Here is a 17,338-nt window from a genome sequence, read left to right as displayed (position 1 = left end):
CACGCCGCTGACCTGACCGCTACCGCGGAGAATCGATGAACGTACTTCTCGATCATTTGCCCCAGTTCCGGGAGGGGTTCCTGGGAACCCTCTCCATCACGGCGGCCAGTGCGGCGCTGGCCCTCGTGCTGGGCGTCGTCATAGCCGGCTTCCGGGTGTCGCCCATACCGCCGCTGCGGGCGTTCGGGACGGCCTGGGTCACCCTGCTGCGCAACACCCCGCTGACCCTGCTGTTCCTGATCTCGTTCTTCGTGATCCCGCAGATCTTCTTCCCGGGGACGAGCCCCTTCGTCCTCGCCATGATGGCGCTGGGCTGCTACACGTCGTCCTTCGTCTGCGAGGCCGTGCGGTCCGGTATCAACACCGTGCCGCTCGGCCAGGCGGAGGCCGCCCGCAGCCTGGGGATGACCTTCTTCCAGACCCTGCGGCTGATCGTCCTCCCCCAGGCCACCCGGTCCGTGATTCCCCCCATGAGCAGCATCTTCATCGCGCTCACCAAGAACTCGGCCATCGCCGGGGCATTCAGCAACACCGAACTGTTCAATGTCTCGAAGCTGCTGAGTGACAAGGGCTTCGCGATCGGCTGGATCTTCCTGTGGATCGCGCTGTGCTACCTGGTCATCACCTTCGCCATCAGCGGTCTCTTCCGGCTGCTGGAGAACCGCCTGGAGGTGGCCCGATGAGCTCGAGCGTCCTGTACGACGCCCCCGGCCCCAAGGCCCGCGTCCGGAACCGCATCTTCTCCGTGGTCGGCGGCCTGGCCGTCCTCGGGCTGATCGTCTTCGCGGTGGTGCGGCTGAACGCCAAGGGTCAATTCGAGCCCGAGATGTGGGACATCTTCAACTACGCGGGGGTGCGGACCAGCATCCGCGACGGTGTGGTCACCACCCTGAAGGTGTTCGCGGTCGCGGCGGTCCTCTCCCTCGCCCTCGGTGTGCTGCTGGCCGTGGGCCGGCTCTCGGACCACAAGCCCGTCCGCTGGTTCGCGACCGGCTTCATCGAGCTGTTCCGGGCCGTCCCGCTGCTGATCACCATCTACGTGCTGTGGGTGCTGTTCCTGACCTACCGCTCGGACCTGGGTTTCAGCGGTGACAACACCGGCTTCTGGGCCCTGGTCATCGGCCTGACCGTCTACAACGGCTCGGTCCAGGCCGAGGTCTTGCGGGCGGGCATCAACTCGGTGCCCAGGGGCCAGCACGAGGCCGCGTACGCCCTGGGCATGCGCAAGACCCAGGTCATGATGACGGTCCTGGTGCCGCAGGCCGTAAGGGCGATGCTGCCGACCATCATCAGCCAGCTGGTGGTGACGCTGAAGGACACCTCCCTCGGCTATGTCATCACCTACCAGGAGCTGCTGTTCCAGCTTCAGCAGCTGGCCGGCAACATCGTGGTCAACGACGAGAACCCCTACGTCCCGGTGATCATCGTCGGCGGTGTCATCTACATCGCGATGTGTCTGGCCCTCTCCGCCCTCGCCACCTGGATCGAGCGGCGCGGCCGGCGCGCCAAGACCGGCATCCGGGTCGCGGACGCCGGACAGCCGCTCGCGGCCGCCGACGCGCTCGACGTCGTCGACCAGTCCGCGACCTCCGCTCCGGACGCGTCCGCGGGCAAGACGAACTGAGGGACGCCCCCGGCGTCCGGCCCGGACGCCGTCCGGGGACCGTCCGGACGCCCGTCCGGGCCGGACGGATGAGCGAGACCCGTACCAGGGCGGTGGCGCACGCGCCACCGCCCTTCGTCGCTTGACGCGGGCAGCGGCAGTGGGTTGCATGCTTTCTGTGATCGCTCACCGGGTTTCAACTGCCAATTTCCGTACGTCACGTACGACCCGCAGGGCCACAGGAACCGCACCGTGGACCCGGTGATCGTCGCCGGGGCGGGCCCGGTCGGCCTGACCCTGGCCCTCGCCCTCGCGCGCCTCGAGGTGCCCGTCATCCTGCTGGACGAGACCACGGAAGCCGAGGAGAGCCGTCTGGCCCGCACCGTGGTGCTGCGCCCGGACGCCGCCGCCCTGCTGGAACGGCTGGGCTGCCGGGTCACCGCCCGCACCCGGCCGTGGACCGGATGGCGCACGATGCGGCGGCGGCAGCTGGTGCGGCAGGTCCCCCTCACTCCCGGCAGCCTCTTCGGCGGTTCGCCGTCGCCCGAGCGCGCCGGCGGCTGGGACGGCGGCCTTACGGAGGCCATGGGGGCTCCCGACGGTGACGCGCCCTCCTCCGAGGACGAGTCGGCACCGGTGTCGGCGCCCTCACCCCTGCATATCCCCCAGCACGAGCTCACCCGGGCGCTGCGGGGCTCACTGGCCGCCATGGGCGACGAAGACCTCGTCCGGATCGTCTCCGGAACCCGGATCGACGACCTGGAGCAGGACGACCACGGGGTCGGGGTGCGCACCCGGGGCGCCCAGGCCACCTGGTGGCGGGGCAGCTATCTGGTGGGCTGCGACGGGCCGCGATCCACCGTCCGCAAGCTCCTGGGCGTGCGCTTCCCGGGCCGTACGGCGGTGGAGCGGCACGCCGTCGCGGCGCTGCGCGCCGAACTCCCCTGGCCCGGCGAGGCCCTGCTGCACCGCTCCCCGCCCTGGCGCAGCATCGACGCCGAGGTCACCGCCAGGCCGCTGCCGCACGGCCTGTGGCGGATCGACTGGCTGCTGCCGCCCGGCCGCGACCTTGTCACCCCTGACGCCCTGATGGTGCGGGTGCGCGACACCCTCGCGGGGTGGTGCGGCGAATCCGAGCCCCCCTATGAGCTGCTGGACACCGGCGTGCACACCGTGCACCACCGGCTCGCGCTGCGCTGGCGCGTCGGGCGCGCCTTCCTGGCCGGGGACGCCGCCCATCTGCTGGGCGCGCTCGGCACCCAGGGACTCGAGGAAGGGCTGCGGGACGTCGACAACCTCGCCTGGAAGCTCTCCCTCGCCTGGCACCACGGGGCCTCGGACGCCCTGCTCGACAGCTATCAGGCGGAGCGACGCGGAGCCGTCGGGGCCCGGCTGCGCGCGGCGGACCAGGCGCTGCCGCTGGTGCGGGCGGCCGGCGGCTGGCACGCGGTACGGCGCACCGTGCGGCCCGGCGGGGCGCGCGGGCACGACGCGCTGCTCACCGAGGGTCACCTCGGGCGGGGTCCGCTGGGCGCGCCGCCGGTCTACGACCGTTCGCCGCTGGCCCCGGCCGCGCGGCCGGACGGCTCGGTCACGGTGGGCACGGCGCTCGGGGCGCCGGTCGCCGATGTGCCGGTGACCGCACCGGACGGTTCGGTCGTACGGCTGCGGGAGCGGCTCGGCCGGGAGCTGCTGGTGGTGCTGGTCGCCCCCGGCACCGGGGTGTGGGACCGCCGCCACTGGATGCGCGCCGGGCTGATGCCGCGGCTGGCGGCGGCCGTCGCGGCGCTGCCCCTGCGCACCGAGCTGCTGGTCACCGAGGCGTACCCGGGCGCCCCGGCGCATACCGTGCTGCTGGTGCGGCCGGACGGCCATCTCGCCGCGGCGCTGTCGGGGGTGCGGCCGAGCGCGCTGTACGCGTGCGCGGACGCGGCCCGGGGCGGGAACGCGGCCAGGGGCGCCCCGGCGGAGGCGAGCGCACGGCGGTAGTGCGTGCGGGAAGCGCGGGTCAGCGGGGCGCGCTGGGGCACACTCGGGCGCTGGTCGCGTGTCCGGGCGCGGGTGGTCGTCTGCCGGCGTGCGTGAGCCGGGCGTGCGTCCAGGGTCCGGGCCGGTGAGGTTGACCTTCCTTTCCGGCACATGATTCACTTCGCAGCGTGACCGACACCTGCTTGCCTCGCTTCTGGCGGAGGGTCCATCTGGACCTGGTCCGCTACGCGGGCTGTGTCTGTCGTCCGTCCTGTTGATCCGCCTCTTTCCCGCGCGGCGTGGCCGCGCCCCTTTCGTGATCATTCAGGACGGTTCTCTGTGCCCGACGTACGCACTTCCCCCTTCAGTCCCGTGCGCCCTGCCACGGACCTCATCACGGACCCCGCGTCCGGCCCAGTCGCCCCGCCCAGCGCCGCGGAACTGCTCGACTTCGCCCACCGGACCGCCGCCGACGCCGAGCTCGTCGCCTCCCTTCCACTCGATCCGGAGGGCCGCACCTGGCTGCGCCTCGACGGGCCGGGCGGCAGCGAAGCCTGGCTGATCGGCTGGCCTCCGGGCACCGGCACCGGCTGGCACGACCACGGCGGGTCGCATGGCGCCTTCGTCTCCGCGGCCGGTGAGCTCAACGAGCAGTCACTCGCCGCGCGTCTGCCCACCGAGGGCTGGAAGACCCTGGAGCTGGCCGACGGTGTGGACCGCGAGCGGCGGCTGCCCGCCGGGCAGGGCCGGGCCTTCGGACCGCATCATGTGCATGAGGTGATCAACCCGTCCGACACCGAGCATGCGGTGTCGGTGCACGCCTACTATCCGCCGCTGCCGCTCATGCGGCGCTACAGCCGCACCGGTCAGACGCTGCGGCTGGAGCAGGTCGAGCGGCCCGAGGAGTGGGGATGAACGCGATGGGCACGACCGACACGGCCAAGCGGAGCGTGGACGAGCTGCTGGCCGAGGCCCGCGAAGAGCTCGACCGGCTGGAGCCCCTCGACGCCGCCGCGGCGCAGGTCGGGGGCGCGCTGCTGGTGGACATCCGGTACGCGGCGCTGCGGGAGCGCGACGGCACCATCCCGGGGGCGCTGATCGTCGAGCGGAACGAGCTGGAGTGGCGGCTCGACCCGCAGTGCGACCACCGGCTGCCCGAGGTCACCCACCACGACCTGCGGGTCGTGGTGGTGTGCAACGAGGGCTACGCGTCCAGCTTCGCCGCGGTCTCGCTGCGCCGGCTGGGGCTGGCGCGGGCGACCGATCTGACGGGCGGCTTCCAGGCGTGGCGTGCGGCGGGCCTCCCGGTCGACTAACGCCCCGTCTCGGGTGCCGGGCCGGGGCGGGCCCGGAGCGCTCGGAGGTCGGCCACCGAGGCTCAGAGCTCCGGAAGGTGATACTCCAGCAGCTCCGTGTCCTCCCCCTCCTCCTCCAGCGCACGCCGCACCACCCGCAGCGCCAAACCCTCGGAGTAGCCCTTGCGGGCCAGCATCCCGGCGAGACGGCGTATCCGCTTGTCCCGGTCCAGGCCACGGGTGGCCCTCAACTTGCGCTCGACCAGCTCGCGCGCGGTCTGCTCCTCCTGATCGGCGTCGAGCTGTCCCACGGCGTCGTCGATCAGGGTGGAGTCCACGCCCTTGGTGCGCAGCTCACGGGCGAGCGCCCGCCGGGCGAGCCCCCGGCTGTGGTGCCGGGACTCCACCCACGCCTCCGCGAACGCCGCGTCGTCGATCAGACCGACGTCCTCGAACCGGGACAGCACCTCCTGCGCCGCCTCATCGGGGATGCCCCGGGTGCGCAGCGCGTCCGCGAGCTGCTTACGAGTGCGCGGGGTCCCGGTGAGCAGGCGCAGGCAGATTGCCCGCGCCTGCTCCTCCGGGCCCGGCGGCGGCCCCTGCTCGGCCCTCGACAAGGAGGGGACGCCGCTGTCCGGACGGTCCGGGCGCTCCGGACGGCCTGGGTCGTCCGGCCATTCGGTCCGCCGTGTCATGGATCAGCTCTTGGCCGCGGCGGTCTTGGCCGCCTTCGCCCCGGACTTGGCCGCCGGGGCGGCCACGGCCTTCGCCGGTGCGGCGGTGGCCACGCCCGCGGCACCGGCCGCGTCCGCGGTGGGCTCCGCGGCGGCCGGGTCCTGGGGCTTCACTCCGATGCCGAGCTTTTCCTTGATCTTCTTCTCGATCTCATTGGCGAGATCGGGGTTGTCCTTCAGGAAGTTGCGGGCGTTCTCCTTGCCCTGGCCGAGCTGGTCGCCCTCGTAGGTGTACCAGGCACCTGACTTGCGGACGAAGCCGTGCTCCACACCCATGTCGATCAGACCGCCCTCGCGGCTGATGCCCTGGCCGTAGAGGATGTCGAACTCGGCCTGCTTGAAGGGCGGCGCGACCTTGTTCTTGACGACCTTGCAGCGGGTGCGGTTACCGACCGCGTCGGTGCCGTCCTTGAGGGTCTCGATGCGACGGATGTCGATGCGGACCGAGGCATAGAACTTCAGCGCCCGGCCACCGGTCGTCGTCTCCGGGGAGCCGAACATGACGCCGATCTTCTCGCGCAGCTGGTTGATGAAGATCGCGGTGGTCTTGGACTGGTTCAGCGCGCTGGTGATCTTGCGGAGCGCCTGGCTCATCAGCCGGGCCTGGAGACCGACATGGGAGTCGCCCATCTCACCCTCGATCTCCGCGCGCGGCACCAGGGCGGCGACGGAGTCGATGACGATGAGGTCGAGAGCGCCGGAGCGGACCAGCATGTCCACGATCTCGAGCGCCTGCTCGCCGTTGTCCGGCTGGGACAGGATCAGCGAGTCGGTGTCCACGCCGAGCTTCTGCGCGTAGTCCGGGTCGAGGGCGTGCTCCGCGTCCACGAAGGCGACCGTGCCACCCGCCCGCTGGGCGTTGGCCACCGCGTGCAGGGTCAGGGTCGTCTTACCCGAGGACTCCGGGCCGTAGACCTCCACCACTCGGCCGCGTGGCAGCCCTCCCACGCCGAGGGCGACGTCGAGAGCGGTCGACCCGGTGGGGATGACCTCAATGGGGTCGTTCGGCCGGTCGCCCATGCGCATCACGGCGCCCTTGCCGAATTGCCGTTCAATCTGTGCGAGCGCGGCGTCGAGGGCCTTCTCGCGGTCGGTTCCTGCCATGGGTCCCACCCGGTTTGCTTGAGTCGATCGCTTCACGTCCAAGACGCTAGCGCCTGCCACTGACAAGCGGCCCTGACGTCCTCGGCCTGTGGATAACTGCCGGGGCCACCATGAGAATGGATGTTCGATTTTTGTGTCAACCACGCCGCGTCAGCGCGGCGCGCATCCGCGCGAGGGCCGAGACTCCGCGCCGCCGCGTGCGCCCGTGCACCCGCGGATCGTCGGTCACGTCGTAGCGCTTGATGTACGCGCCGAGAAACGCCTGGAGCGTCGCGGTCGCCGGAATCGCGATCAGCGCACCCACCGCGCCCAGCAGCGCGGTGCCCGCTATCACCGATCCGAAGGACACGGCCGGGTGGATGTCCACCGTCCTGGCGGTGATCCTCGGCTGGAGCAGATAGTTCTCGAACTGCTGGTAGATCACGACGAAGATCAGGACCCACAGCGCGTACCAGGGCTCGACGGTGAACGCGATCAGCATCGGCAGGGCCCCGGCCAGGTAGGTGCCGATGGTCGGGATGAACTGTGAGATCAGCCCCACCCAGACGGCGAGCGCCGGGGCGTAGGGCACACCCAGGGCCTCCAGCAGGATGTAGTGGGCGACACCGGAGATCAGGGCCATCAGCCCGCGGGAGTAGATGTAGCCGCCGGTCTTGGCGACCGCGATCTCCCAGGCGCGCAACACCTCGACCTGCCGGGTCGGCGGCAGCACCGAGCACAGGGCGCGGCGCAGCCGGGGGCCGTCGGCGGCGAAGTAGAAGGCGAACAGGGTCACCGTCAGCGTCTTGAACAACCCGCCGAGCACCTGTGTGGAGACGTCCAGCACATTGTCGGCGCTGTTCTTGACGTAGCTCTGGAGCCAGTCGGAGTGCAGCAGGCTGTCCTGGATCTCCAGACGCGACAGATGCGTATGGAACGTGTCGTTGATCCAGCTGACCACGTCATCGAGGTACTTCGGGAAGTCCTGGACCATGGTGATGATCTGGTCGGCGAGCATCGAGCCGAGCAGGGTGAAGAAGCCGGCGGCGCCGATGAGGATGGCGAGAAAGACCAGCCCGGTGGCCAGCCCCCGGCGCATGCCCCGGGCGGCCATCCGGTCCACGGCCGGTTCGATCGCGAGCGCCAGGAAGAACGCGATCAGGATGTTCAGCAACAGCCCGGTCAGCTGGTCGAAGGCCCAGGTCGCAAGGCGGTAACAGGCCACCAGCGCGAGTGCGAGGACCATGGCGCGCGGCAGCCAGCGCGGCATGCGCGCGGCGGGTTGCGGGGATTCCGAGGAGGCCCGAGCGGCGCTCGGGTTGTCATCGGCGTCGGAGGAGAGGGTCTCTTCGGTCGGGGCCACGGAGCAAGTGTGGCGTACACCGGTCGAAGAAATCCGGCCACCCCGGGAAGCTGATACGCCCGGAGCACCCGGCGACCGCTCAGCGCCTGCCCTCGGGGATCTCCATCGCGGCGCAGACCCCGCGCCAGACGTCCTTGGCCTCCCAGCCGTCCCTCAGCGCCTCGTGCACCGTCCGGCCGCCGAGTTGCGACATCACATGATCGCGCGCGAAGGAGTCGGCGTACGCCTCGCCGAAGTGATTCGCCATTCGCTGCCAGAAGTCCGTCAACCGCATGCGACCAGTATCGCGCTCCCGGGGTGCACCGGTGCGTGAGCCCCCTACCGACCGTGTCTTCCGGCCTACGGTCTGTCCATGGATCGATCCGCAAGCCTCCCCTCCTCGCCGTCATCGCCCCCCTTGCCCACGCCCGGACCCGCCGGACCCGCCGAGCCGGCCCGGCCGGCCGGGTCCTCCGCGCTCGCCCGCGCCGAGCGGTTCGTCTGGCTGTCCGCCCGCGTGCTGGAGCAGCGCAGATTCGCGTATCACTTCCTGGGCGGCGGCGCCGAGGCGGTCGAGACCGCGCTGACCGCGTACCTGGGGACCGACGGGGGCTACGGCCATGCGCTGGATCCGGATCTGCGTGGTCCGGTGAGCCAGCCGCCTCATGCCGTGCACGCCTTACGGGTGCTCGACGGGATCGGGCGGTGCGGCGGGCAGCGGGTGGAGCGCCTGTGCCGCTATCTGACGTCCGTGTCCACCCCGGACGGCGCACTGCCCGTCTGCCGCCCCTCGCCGCATGGCTATCCGGCGGCCCCCTGGGTCCCGTCGGCGGACGATCCGCGCGGTGATCTGCGGACCACCGGGCCGGTGGTGGGGCTGCTGCACCGCAACGAGGTGTGGCACGCGTGGCTCTTCCGGGCCACGGACTTCTGTTGGGCGGCGGTGGCCGCCCTGGGGGAGGGCGGCTCGGCGGTGAGTCCGTACGAGGTCGCCGCGGCCGTCGCCTTCCTCGACGGGGTGCCGGACCGGGCCCGCGCCGAGGCGGCGGCCGAGCGGCTCGGCCGCCGGGTGCGGGAGGAGCGGCTGATCGGGCCGCCCCCGGCCGCCGAGCCCGCCGAGGACAACCCCCTGCCACCGGGGCCGTGTCAGCCTCTCCAGGTGCACGACATCGCCCGTACGCCCGGCTCACCGGCGCGCCGGTGGTTCACCGACGCCGAGGTGGAGCGGTCCCTGGACGCTCTCGTGGCCGCGCAGCAGGAGGACGGCGGCTGGCCCCCGCACCGGTGTGCCTGGACACCGGGGGCCACGCTGGAGTGGCGGTCCGTGGCGACCGTCGAGGCGCTGCTGACGCTGCGGGCCTACGGGCGGCGGATCTGAGCGCGGGCGTCCGGGGCGGTCACAGGGCCCGGACGCCGGCCGTGACGGCGACGGCCACGGCGACCACGACCAGGAAGGGGGCGCGGAGCACCAGCGCGAGCGCCGCCGCCCCCAGCCCGGCCGCCCTCGCGTCCAGGAGGAGGTGCCGGCCGTCGCCGAAAGTCTGCTGGGCGGTGAGGGCGGCCAGCAGGGCCACGGGCAGCAGCGCGGCCAGACGCCTGACGAGGGGGCGCTCCAGGACTCCCGCGGGCACCGAGAGGCCCAGCAGCTTGACCAGGTAGCAGCCCGCCGCGGTGACGCCGATGGCGATCCAGGTGGTCATCGGCGCTCACCCGGCTCCGCGCCGCGCGCCATGCGTCCGTGCACCGTAAGGACGACGGGAGCGGCGAGCGCAGCCACCAGGACCGGGACCCCGGCGGGCAGCACCGGCTGGCACAGCAGGACCAGCAGGACGCCGAGACCGGCCACGGCCCGTTCGACGGTGCCGCTGAGCATGGGGGCCAGCAGGGCGAGGAAGACGGCCGGCCCGGCGGCGTCCAGGCCCCACGCGTCGGTGTCGCCGAGGGCGGACGCCCCCAGGGCGCCGATCAGCGTGGTGAGGTTCCACAGGACGTACAGGGTCACCCCGGTGACGGTGAAGCCGAGGCGCGCGGTGCGCCGGTCGGGCTGGGCGAGGGCGACGGCCGAGGTCTCGTCGATGACCCATTGGGCCGCCAGGGGGCGCACCGCGCGCGGCAGCCCGAGGAGTCCGGACAACCGCAGTCCGTAGAAGGCGTTGCGCACCCCGAGGAAGAACGCCCCGGCGGCGGCGGTGAACGGGTTGCCGCCCGCCGCCAGCGCGCCCACGAGGGCGAACTGCGACGCCCCGGTGAAGACCAGCAGGCTGAGCGCGCAGGTCTGTAGCAGGCCGAGCCCGGCGCCCGCCGATGTCACCCCGAAGGCGAAGCCGGAGAGTCCGACCGCGACGCCGACGCCCAGGGCGTCGCGGACGACGGCCGAGTCCGCCGGGGGCGCGGCAGGATCGGTTTGTATCTCTGTCTGTTCTGACGCCGCATGCACGTTCTGTTCTGACACGGCGTGCACGTTAGGAGAACGCTTCGGCTCCGGTCTTGTACGTTCTTGCGCGCTCGCGCCGGTAGGCGCCCGGTGGCACCCCCACGATCCGGGTGAAGTGACGGTTCAGGTGGGACTGGTCGGTGAAGCCGACGGCGACGGCCACCTCGGCGGGCGCGCTCCCGGCGTCCAGCAGCCGCCGGGCCCGGCGGACCCGTGCGTCGGTGAGCCAGGTGTGCGGCGGCATCCCGTAGACCGCGCGGAAGGCACGCAGGAGTGCGAAGGGACCGGTGCCCAGCTCGGCCGCCAGCCGCTCCAGGGACGGCGGGTCCGCCATCCGCTCCTGGAGGATCGCGCGGGCGCGCGCCGCCGTCCGGGCACCCGCGGTGCGCGCCGTGCGCTCGGGGAGCGGGCCGCCGTGGTCGCGCAGCAGCCGGGCCAGCGCGACGCGCAGCAGGCTGTCGGCGGCGAGCGCGTTGCCCTCCTCGGCGGCCCGGTGCACCGCGGTGACCAGCCGTGCCCCCTGGGGATCGTCGACGGTGGGGATCCGGAACCCGGCCGTGCCCCGGAGCGTGCTCGTCTCGGCGACGATACCGGCGACCAGGTCCGGGGCCGGGTACAGCACGCTGTACGCCCATCCCTCGGGCGCCCCCGCCCGTCCGGTGTGCGGCACCTCCGGGTTGATGAGCGCGAGCCCGCCGGGCCCGGTGCGCTCGATGGCGCCGCGGTGGTGGAACTCCTCGACCCCCTCGGTGATCGCGGCGATCACGAAGGTCTCGTGGGTGTGCCAGACGAAGGTCTTGTCGATGTAGCGGGCACGCAGCAGGTCGACGCCCGGAAGCTGGGGGTACCGCCAGTGCCGCGCGCTCTCCCGGTTGACCATGGCACCATTGTGCGCCCCGCCCGGGCACCCTCTGACCTGCGGCTCCGTCCATTGTCAGTGGTGCGGTGCACGATGGAGGGCATGGCAGGCTCGGCGCTCGACGGTTTCTCCCCGGCCACCCGCGGATGGTTCACGGGTGCGTTCACCGCGCCCACGCCCGCGCAGGAGGGCGCGTGGCGGGCGATCGGTGCGGGGTCGGACGTCCTGGTCGTCGCCCCCACCGGCTCGGGCAAGACGCTGGCCGCCTTCCTGGCGGCCCTGGACAAGCTCGCCGGTGCGCTGCCGCCCGCCGAGACGAAGAAGCGCTGCCGGGTGCTCTATGTCTCCCCGCTGAAGGCCTTGGCGGTGGACGTCGAGCGCAATCTGCGCAGCCCGCTGACCGGTATCCGCCAGGAGGCGGTGCGGCTGGGCCTGCCCGAGCCGGAGATCCGGGTGGGCACCCGCTCGGGCGACACCCCGGCCGCCGAGCGCCGCGCTCTGGCCACCCGCCCACCGGACATCCTCATCACCACCCCCGAGTCGCTGTTCCTGATGCTCACCTCCGCCACCAGGGAGGCGCTGCGCGGGGTGGAGACCGTGATCCTGGACGAGGTCCACGCCGTCGCGGGCACGAAGCGGGGCGCCCATCTGGCGCTGTCCCTGGAGCGCCTCGACGAGCTGCTCGAGCGCCCCGCCCGGCGCATCGGCCTGTCCGCGACCGTACGGCCGGTGGACGAGGTGGCGCGGTTCCTGTCGCCGCGGCGCAAGGTGGAGATCGTCCAGCCCCCGTCGGGCAAGGAGTTCGACCTGTCGGTGGTCGTGCCCGTGGAGGACCTGGGCGAGCTGGGCGGTGCCCCCGCCCAGGAGGGTGAGGCGGGCGAGCGGCCGTCGATCTGGCCCCATGTGGAGGAGCGGATCACCGATCTGGTCCAGGCCCACCGCTCCACCATCGTCTTCGCCAACTCCCGCCGGCTGGCCGAGCGGCTGTGCAACCGGCTGAACGAGATCGCCTACGAGCGGGCCACCGGCGAGGCCCTGCCCGAGGACCACTCCCCCGCCGAGGTGATGGCCGAGGCCGGTGCGGCCCGGGGCGCGCCCGCGCTGCTGGCACGCGCGCACCACGGCTCGGTCTCCAAGGAGCAGCGGGCGCTGGTCGAGGAAGACCTCAAGGCGGGCCGGCTGCCCGCCGTCGTCGCCACCTCCAGCCTCGAACTCGGCATCGACATGGGCGCGGTCGACCTGGTCGTCCAGGTCGAGTCGCCGCCCTCGGTGGCCTCCGGGCTACAGCGGGTGGGCCGGGCCGGCCACCAGGTGGGCGCGGTCTCCACCGGCGTCGTCTTCCCCAAGTACCGCGGCGACCTGGTGCAGGCCGCCGTGGTCACCGAGCGGATGCGCGAGGGCGCCATCGAGTCGCTGCGGGTGCCCGCCAACCCGCTGGACGTGCTCGCCCAGCAGCTGATCGCCATGACCGCCATGGACACCTGGGACGTGGACGAGCTGCTGGCCCTGATCCGCCGCGCCGCGCCGTTCGCCTCGCTCCCGGAGTCGGCGTACACCTCGGTCCTCGACATGCTCGCCGGGCGCTACCCCTCCGACGCCTTCGCGGAGCTGCGGCCGCGCCTGGTCTGGGACCGCGTCGCCCATACGGTCACCGGCCGCCCGGGGGCGCAGCGGCTCGCCGTGACCTCCGGCGGCACCATCCCCGACCGCGGGCTCTTCGGCGTCTTCCTGGCGGGCGCCGACCCCAAGAAGGGCGGCGGCAGGGTCGGGGAGCTCGACGAGGAGATGGTCTACGAGTCGCGGGTGGGCGATGTGTTCACCCTGGGCACCACCTCATGGCGGATCGAGGACATCACCCGCGACCGGGTCCTGGTCTCCCCCGCCCCTGGCGTCCCCGGCCGGCTGCCCTTCTGGAAGGGCGACCAGCTCGGCCGCCCCCTGGAGCTGGGCCGCGCCCTGGGCGCGTTCCTGCGCGAGGTGGGCGCGCTGCCGCCGGAGGACGCCCGACTGCGGCTGCTGGCCGCCGGTCTGGACGCCTGGGCCGCCGAGAACGTCATCGGGTACCTGGACGAGCAGCGCCGCGCCTGCGGGCATGTGCCGGACGACCGCACGATCGTGGTGGAGCGGTTCCGCGACGAGCTGGGCGACTGGCGCGTGGTGGTCCACTCCCCCTTCGGCGCGCAGGTCCACGCCCCCTGGGCGCTCGCCCTGGGATCCCGCCTCTCCGAGCGGTACGGCATCGACGCCCAGGTCATGCACGCCGACGACGGCATCGTGCTGCGGCTGCCCGACGCCGACCTCATGGGCCTCGACCTCCTCGACGCGGACCCGATGCGCCAGGGCGTGGAGTACGACACCGAGCAGTCCCCGGTGGGCGCGGCCGATGTCGCGTTCGACAAGGGCGAGATCAACCAGATCGTCACCGACCAGGTCGGCGGCTCTGCGCTGTTCGCCTCCCGGTTCCGCGAATGCGCCGCCCGCGCGTTGCTGCTGCCCCGCCGCGACCCCGGCAAGCGCACCCCGCTGTGGCAGCAGCGCCAGCGCGCCGCGCAGCTCCTCCAGGTGGCGAGCGAGTTCGGTTCCTTCCCGATCGTCCTCGAAGCGGTCCGCGAATGCCTCCAGGACGTCTTCGACGTCCCCGGCCTCACCGAGCTGATGGGCGACATCGAGGCCCGCCGGGTCCGGCTGGTGGAGGTGACCACCCCCGAGCCGTCCCCCTTCGCCCGCTCGCTGCTCTTCGGCTATGTGGCGCAGTTCCTCTACGAGGGCGACTCCCCGCTCGCCGAGCGCCGCGCCGCCGCGCTCTCCCTGGACTCGCGGCTGCTGGCCGAGCTCCTGGGCCAGGCCGAACTGCGCGAGCTGCTCGACGCCGACGTCCTGGCCGAGCTGGAGCAGGAGCTCCAGTGGCGCACCGAGGACCGCCGGATCAAGGACGCCGAGGGCGTGGCCGACGCCCTGCGGGTGCTCGGCCCGCTCACCGCCGCCGAGCTGGCCGAGCGCGGTGCCGAGCCCGGCTGGGCCGACGATCTGGCCGGGGCCCGGCGCGCCATCCGGGTCCGGATCGCGGGCGAGGACCACTGGGCCGCGGTGGAGGACGCGGGACGGCTGCGGGACGCGCTCGGTACGGCTCTGCCGGTGGGCGTCCCCGAGGCGTTCACCGAGCCGGTCAAGGACCCCCTCGGCGATCTGCTGGCCCGCTACGCCCGCACCCACGGCCCGTTCACCTCCGCCCAGGCCGCCGCCCGGTTCGGCCTGGGCGCGGCCGTCACCGAGGGCGCCCTGCACCGGCTGGCGGCGAGCGGCCGCGTCGTCCAGGGCGAGTTCCACCCGTCGGGGCTGGGCCAGGAGTGGTGTGACGTGGCCGTGCTGCGCCGCCTGCGGCGCCGCTCCCTGGCCGCGCTGCGCCATGAGCTGGAGCCCGTGCCGCCCTCGGCGCTCGCCGCCTTCCTCCCGCAGTGGCAGCATCTGGGCACCCACAGCCTGCGCGGTATCGACGGGCTGGTGCGCGCGGTCGAGCAGCTCCAGGGCGCGCCCGTCCCCGCCTCCGCCCTGGAGAAGCTGGTCCTGCCGTCCCGGGTGAGCGACTACACCCCCACGATGCTCGACGAGCTCAGCGCCTCCGGTGAGGTCGTCTGGGCCGGTGCGGGCGCGCTGCCGGGCAAGGACGGCTGGGTCACCCTGCACCTGGCCGACACCGCCCCGCTGCTGCTGCACACCCCGCACCCCCTCGAGGCGGGCCCGCTCCACCAGGCCGTCCTCGACTCCCTGGCCGGGGGGTACGGGCTGTTCTTCCGCCAGATCGCCGAGCAGGCCCGCGCCGCCGGGCACGAGTTCCTGGATCCCGAGCTCGCCGAGGCCCTGTGGGACCTGGTCTGGGCGGGCCGGGTCACCGGTGACACCCTCGCCCCGCTGCGCTCCCTGCTCGGCTCGGGCCGTACGGCGGGCTCCACGGCCCACCGCGCCAAGCGCACGGTCCCCCGGGGCCGCTATGGCGGCCTTACCGGCCGCACCGGCCGGCCCACGGCGTCGCGCAACGGGCCGCCCACCGTCGCCGGGCGCTGGTCCCTGCTGCCGGAGCGCGAGCCCGAGCCCACCCACCGCGCCCACGCCCTGGCGCGCACCCTGCTCGACCGGCATGGCGTGGTCACCCGCGGGGCGGTCGCCGCCGAGGGGGTCGAGGGTGGCTTCTCCGCCGCCTATCGGGTGCTGTCCGCGTTCGAGGAGTCCGGCCAGGCGCGCCGCGGCTATGTGGTCGAGGGGCTCGGCGCCGCCCAGTTCGCGATGGACGGCGCGGTGGACCGGCTGCGCGCGGTCAGCACGGCCCGCGACCGCGCGGCCGCCCCCGCCTTCGACGGACAGCGCGGGCAGTCCCGGCGCGCCTTCGTGCTCGCCTCGGCCGACCCCGCCAACGCCTTCGGCGCCGCCCTCCCCTGGCCCGATCCGCCCGCCGACGCGAGCCACCGGCCGGGCCGTAAGGCGGGAGCGATGGTGGTGCTCGTCGACGGGGAGCTGACGCTCTACATGGAGCGGGGCGGCAAGACCCTGCTCGCCTGGCCCTCGGGCGAGGCCGAGGCCGCCTCCCCGGAGGACGACACCAGGCTGTGGACGGCGGTGGAGGCGCTGGCCGAGTCCGCCCGCGCGGGGGCGCTCGGCTCGGTCACCGTCGAGCGCGTCAACGGCGCCCAAGCGCTCTCGTCCCCGATCGGCAAGCTCCTGGAATCGGCGGGCTTCCATCCGACCCCACGGGGCCTCCGCCTGCGCCCGTGATCAACACCGCCGCCTACGCCTCTGCGCCTCTGCTCGACAACCGACATCCGCGCACCTGAACAACGGCCTCCGCCCGCATCCCTGAACAACCGCCTCCGCCCGCATCCTTGAAGAACCGCCTCCGCCCCCGCCCCCCTGATCACCGGGCGCTCCCACCTGACCTCGCCCACCGGCATCATGGATGGCATGCCCGAAGGAGACACCGTCTGGCAGACCGCCCAGCGCCTGCACCAGGCCCTCGCGGGATCCCCGCTCGTCCGCAGCGACCTGCGCGTCCCCCGTCTGGCGACCGCCGACCTCACCGGCCGCCAAGTCCTCGAGGTCGTCCCGCGCGGCAAGCATCTGCTGACCCGTGTCGAGGGCGGACTGACCCTCCACTCCCATCTGCGGATGGACGGCTCCTGGCAGGTGTACGGGCCGGACGAACGCTGGCGCGGCGGCCCGCACCACCAGATCCGGGCCATCCTCGCCAACGCCGCCCACACCGCCGTCGGCTACCGCCTGCCCGTCCTGGAACTGCTCCGCACCGGCGACGAGGACCGTGTCGTCGGCCATCTGGGCCCCGATCTCCTCGGCCCCGGCTGGGACCCGGACGAGGCGCTGCGCCGACTGCTCGCCGATCCCTCCCGGCCCGTGGGCGAAGCGCTGCTCGACCAGCGGAACCTCGCCGGAATCGGCAATGTCTACAAGTCCGAGCTGTGCTTCCTGCTGCGCGTGTCACCCTGGCTGCCGATCGGCGAGGTGTCCTCCCCCGAGCGCCTGGTGGCCCACGCCAAGAAGCTCCTGGAGGCCAACAGGAACCGGCGCGCCCGGGTCACCACGGCCGAGTCGCGCCGCGACCGTCGGCTGTGGGTGTACGGGCGCCCGGGGCGGCCCTGTCTGCGCTGCGGTACACCGGTGCGCGCTGCCGACCAGGGGAACGCGGGTCAGGAGCGCTCGACCTTCTGGTGCCCGAGCTGCCAGGCGGGACCGCAGGGGCCCGTCCCGTCCTGACGCGGAGGGCCTCCCCGGCGCGGAGGGCCTCCCCGGCGGCGGGTGCCACCCCTGCTGGGCGAGGGACCGCAGTGCACCGGCAACAGGCTCAGCCCCCAGCCGCCGACCGCTAACGCCCCCTCCACCGGCCCGGCCTCCCCCGGCTGCACCGCCAGCCGCAGCACGGACCACCACCAGACGCCGCCCAGAGCGAGCGCGAGCACCCATCGGACCGGCCTGAGGCCCTGGGTGTCGGCCCTTCCGACGGCTGCCATGACTGC

The 17,338-nt window shown here is 73.2% G+C and carries 16 protein-coding genes; 9 read left to right on the top strand and 7 right to left on the bottom strand.

The genetic code is table 11. The features are described 5' to 3' along the window. Positions 1 to 35: 35 nt before the first annotated feature. The 6 genes from ACJX2R_RS36550 to ACJX2R_RS36525 all read left to right on the top strand — a co-directional run bounded on the left by ACJX2R_RS36550 (position 36) and on the right by ACJX2R_RS36525 (position 4,887). Positions 36 to 683, top strand: coding sequence for an amino acid ABC transporter permease (locus ACJX2R_RS36550; RefSeq protein WP_020868017.1), 648 nt, complete (start codon positions 36 to 38; stop codon positions 681 to 683). Continuing rightward, positions 680 to 1,624, top strand: a complete 945-nt coding sequence (locus tag ACJX2R_RS36545) for an amino acid ABC transporter permease (RefSeq protein ID WP_262702836.1) — start codon at positions 680 to 682, stop codon at positions 1,622 to 1,624. Before ACJX2R_RS36550 ends, ACJX2R_RS36545 begins: the two co-directional genes overlap by 4 nt. 231 nt (positions 1,625 to 1,855) lie before the next feature. Then, a complete protein-coding gene (locus tag ACJX2R_RS36540; protein ID WP_413103563.1) occupies positions 1,856 to 3,592 on the top strand; it encodes an FAD-dependent monooxygenase in 1,737 nt (578 codons plus the stop codon). A 167-nt stretch (positions 3,593 to 3,759) separates the two neighbouring features. Further along, entirely contained in the window at positions 3,760 to 3,849 is a 90-nt protein-coding gene (locus tag ACJX2R_RS36535; RefSeq protein WP_309471148.1) for a putative leader peptide, read from the top strand. Between the two features lie 94 nt (positions 3,850 to 3,943). Continuing rightward, complete coding sequence (locus tag ACJX2R_RS36530) at positions 3,944 to 4,486, top strand: cysteine dioxygenase (RefSeq protein WP_413103562.1); 543 nt, start codon at positions 3,944 to 3,946, stop codon at positions 4,484 to 4,486. Next, positions 4,483 to 4,887: a rhodanese-like domain-containing protein gene (locus ACJX2R_RS36525; protein ID WP_413103561.1), complete on the top strand. Its 405-nt coding sequence runs from the start codon at positions 4,483 to 4,485 to the stop codon at positions 4,885 to 4,887. The genes ACJX2R_RS36530 and ACJX2R_RS36525 overlap by 4 nt, the downstream gene beginning before the upstream one ends. A 62-nt stretch (positions 4,888 to 4,949) precedes the next feature. Here ACJX2R_RS36525 and recX read toward each other — a convergent pair whose 3' ends face one another. The 4 genes from recX to ACJX2R_RS36505 all read right to left on the bottom strand — a co-directional run bounded on the left by recX (position 4,950) and on the right by ACJX2R_RS36505 (position 8,320). Then, positions 4,950 to 5,561 (bottom strand): recombination regulator RecX, encoded by a 612-nt coding sequence (recX, locus tag ACJX2R_RS36520; RefSeq protein WP_413103560.1) that lies wholly within the window; start codon positions 5,559 to 5,561, stop codon positions 4,950 to 4,952. Between the two features lie 3 nt (positions 5,562 to 5,564). Next, positions 5,565 to 6,704, bottom strand: coding sequence for a recombinase RecA (gene recA / locus ACJX2R_RS36515; protein WP_262702842.1), 1,140 nt, complete (start codon positions 6,702 to 6,704; stop codon positions 5,565 to 5,567). Positions 6,705 to 6,840: 136 nt separating this feature from the next. Further along, positions 6,841 to 8,046 (bottom strand): AI-2E family transporter, encoded by a 1,206-nt coding sequence (locus ACJX2R_RS36510; protein WP_413103559.1) that lies wholly within the window; start codon positions 8,044 to 8,046, stop codon positions 6,841 to 6,843. A 79-nt stretch (positions 8,047 to 8,125) separates the two neighbouring features. Next, complete coding sequence (locus tag ACJX2R_RS36505) at positions 8,126 to 8,320, bottom strand: DUF3046 domain-containing protein (RefSeq protein WP_262702844.1); 195 nt, start codon at positions 8,318 to 8,320, stop codon at positions 8,126 to 8,128. Positions 8,321 to 8,398: 78 nt separating this feature from the next. Between ACJX2R_RS36505 and ACJX2R_RS36500 the strand changes: the two genes are divergently transcribed. Further along, on the top strand, positions 8,399 to 9,403 hold the full coding sequence (locus ACJX2R_RS36500) for a hypothetical protein (protein ID WP_413103558.1): 1,005 nt from the start codon (positions 8,399 to 8,401) through the stop codon (positions 9,401 to 9,403). A gap of 19 nt (positions 9,404 to 9,422) precedes the next feature. On the opposite strand, the gene ACJX2R_RS36495 is transcribed toward ACJX2R_RS36500, so the two are convergent. Genes ACJX2R_RS36495 through ACJX2R_RS36485 form a run of 3 tightly spaced genes read right to left on the bottom strand, consistent with a single transcriptional unit; the run spans position 9,423 to position 11,339 of the window. Further along, positions 9,423 to 9,725 (bottom strand): AzlD domain-containing protein, encoded by a 303-nt coding sequence (locus tag ACJX2R_RS36495; protein ID WP_262702846.1) that lies wholly within the window; start codon positions 9,723 to 9,725, stop codon positions 9,423 to 9,425. Continuing rightward, the gene (locus ACJX2R_RS36490; RefSeq protein ID WP_371106080.1) at positions 9,722 to 10,462 is read right to left on the bottom strand and encodes an AzlC family ABC transporter permease; all 741 of its coding nucleotides are present in this window, start codon (positions 10,460 to 10,462) and stop codon (positions 9,722 to 9,724) included. The genes ACJX2R_RS36495 and ACJX2R_RS36490 overlap by 4 nt, the downstream gene beginning before the upstream one ends. A 25-nt stretch (positions 10,463 to 10,487) precedes the next feature. Continuing rightward, positions 10,488 to 11,339, bottom strand: coding sequence for an AraC family transcriptional regulator (locus ACJX2R_RS36485; protein ID WP_413103557.1), 852 nt, complete (start codon positions 11,337 to 11,339; stop codon positions 10,488 to 10,490). A gap of 81 nt (positions 11,340 to 11,420) precedes the next feature. Here ACJX2R_RS36485 and ACJX2R_RS36480 point away from each other — a divergent pair, with 81 nt between their 5' ends. Both ACJX2R_RS36480 and ACJX2R_RS36475 read left to right on the top strand, forming a co-directional pair. Next, complete coding sequence (locus ACJX2R_RS36480) at positions 11,421 to 16,085, top strand: ATP-dependent helicase (protein ID WP_413103556.1); 4,665 nt, start codon at positions 11,421 to 11,423, stop codon at positions 16,083 to 16,085. Positions 16,086 to 16,271: 186 nt separating this feature from the next. Then, positions 16,272 to 17,078, top strand: a complete 807-nt coding sequence (locus tag ACJX2R_RS36475; RefSeq protein WP_413103555.1) for an Fpg/Nei family DNA glycosylase — start codon at positions 16,272 to 16,274, stop codon at positions 17,076 to 17,078. Positions 17,079 to 17,338: the final 260 nt, after the last annotated feature.

The organism is Streptomyces sp. Inha503, from assembly GCF_047215865.1.
Taxonomy (GTDB): Bacteria; Actinomycetota; Actinomycetes; order Streptomycetales; family Streptomycetaceae; genus Streptomyces; species Streptomyces lycopersici.
This window is presented reverse-complemented; position numbering and strand designations above follow the sequence as displayed.

Excerpts from the sequence above, each read along its gene's own strand:
- ACJX2R_RS36550 (WP_020868017.1), top strand. The coding sequence starts at position 36 with ATGAACGTACTTCTCGATCATTTGCCCCAGTTCCGGGAGGGGTTCCTG.
- ACJX2R_RS36545 (WP_262702836.1), top strand. The coding sequence starts at position 680 with ATGAGCTCGAGCGTCCTGTACGACGCCCCCGGCCCCAAGGCCCGCGTC.
- ACJX2R_RS36525 (WP_413103561.1), top strand. The coding sequence starts at position 4,483 with ATGAACGCGATGGGCACGACCGACACGGCCAAGCGGAGCGTGGACGAG.
- recX (WP_413103560.1), bottom strand. The coding sequence starts at position 5,561 with ATGACACGGCGGACCGAATGGCCGGACGACCCAGGCCGTCCGGAGCGC.
- recA (WP_262702842.1), bottom strand. The coding sequence starts at position 6,704 with ATGGCAGGAACCGACCGCGAGAAGGCCCTCGACGCCGCGCTCGCACAG.
- ACJX2R_RS36505 (WP_262702844.1), bottom strand. The coding sequence starts at position 8,320 with ATGCGGTTGACGGACTTCTGGCAGCGAATGGCGAATCACTTCGGCGAG.
- ACJX2R_RS36500 (WP_413103558.1), top strand. The coding sequence starts at position 8,399 with ATGGATCGATCCGCAAGCCTCCCCTCCTCGCCGTCATCGCCCCCCTTG.
- ACJX2R_RS36495 (WP_262702846.1), bottom strand. The coding sequence starts at position 9,725 with ATGACCACCTGGATCGCCATCGGCGTCACCGCGGCGGGCTGCTACCTG.
- ACJX2R_RS36485 (WP_413103557.1), bottom strand. The coding sequence starts at position 11,339 with ATGGTCAACCGGGAGAGCGCGCGGCACTGGCGGTACCCCCAGCTTCCG.
- ACJX2R_RS36480 (WP_413103556.1), top strand. The coding sequence starts at position 11,421 with ATGGCAGGCTCGGCGCTCGACGGTTTCTCCCCGGCCACCCGCGGATGG.
- ACJX2R_RS36475 (WP_413103555.1), top strand. The coding sequence starts at position 16,272 with ATGCCCGAAGGAGACACCGTCTGGCAGACCGCCCAGCGCCTGCACCAG.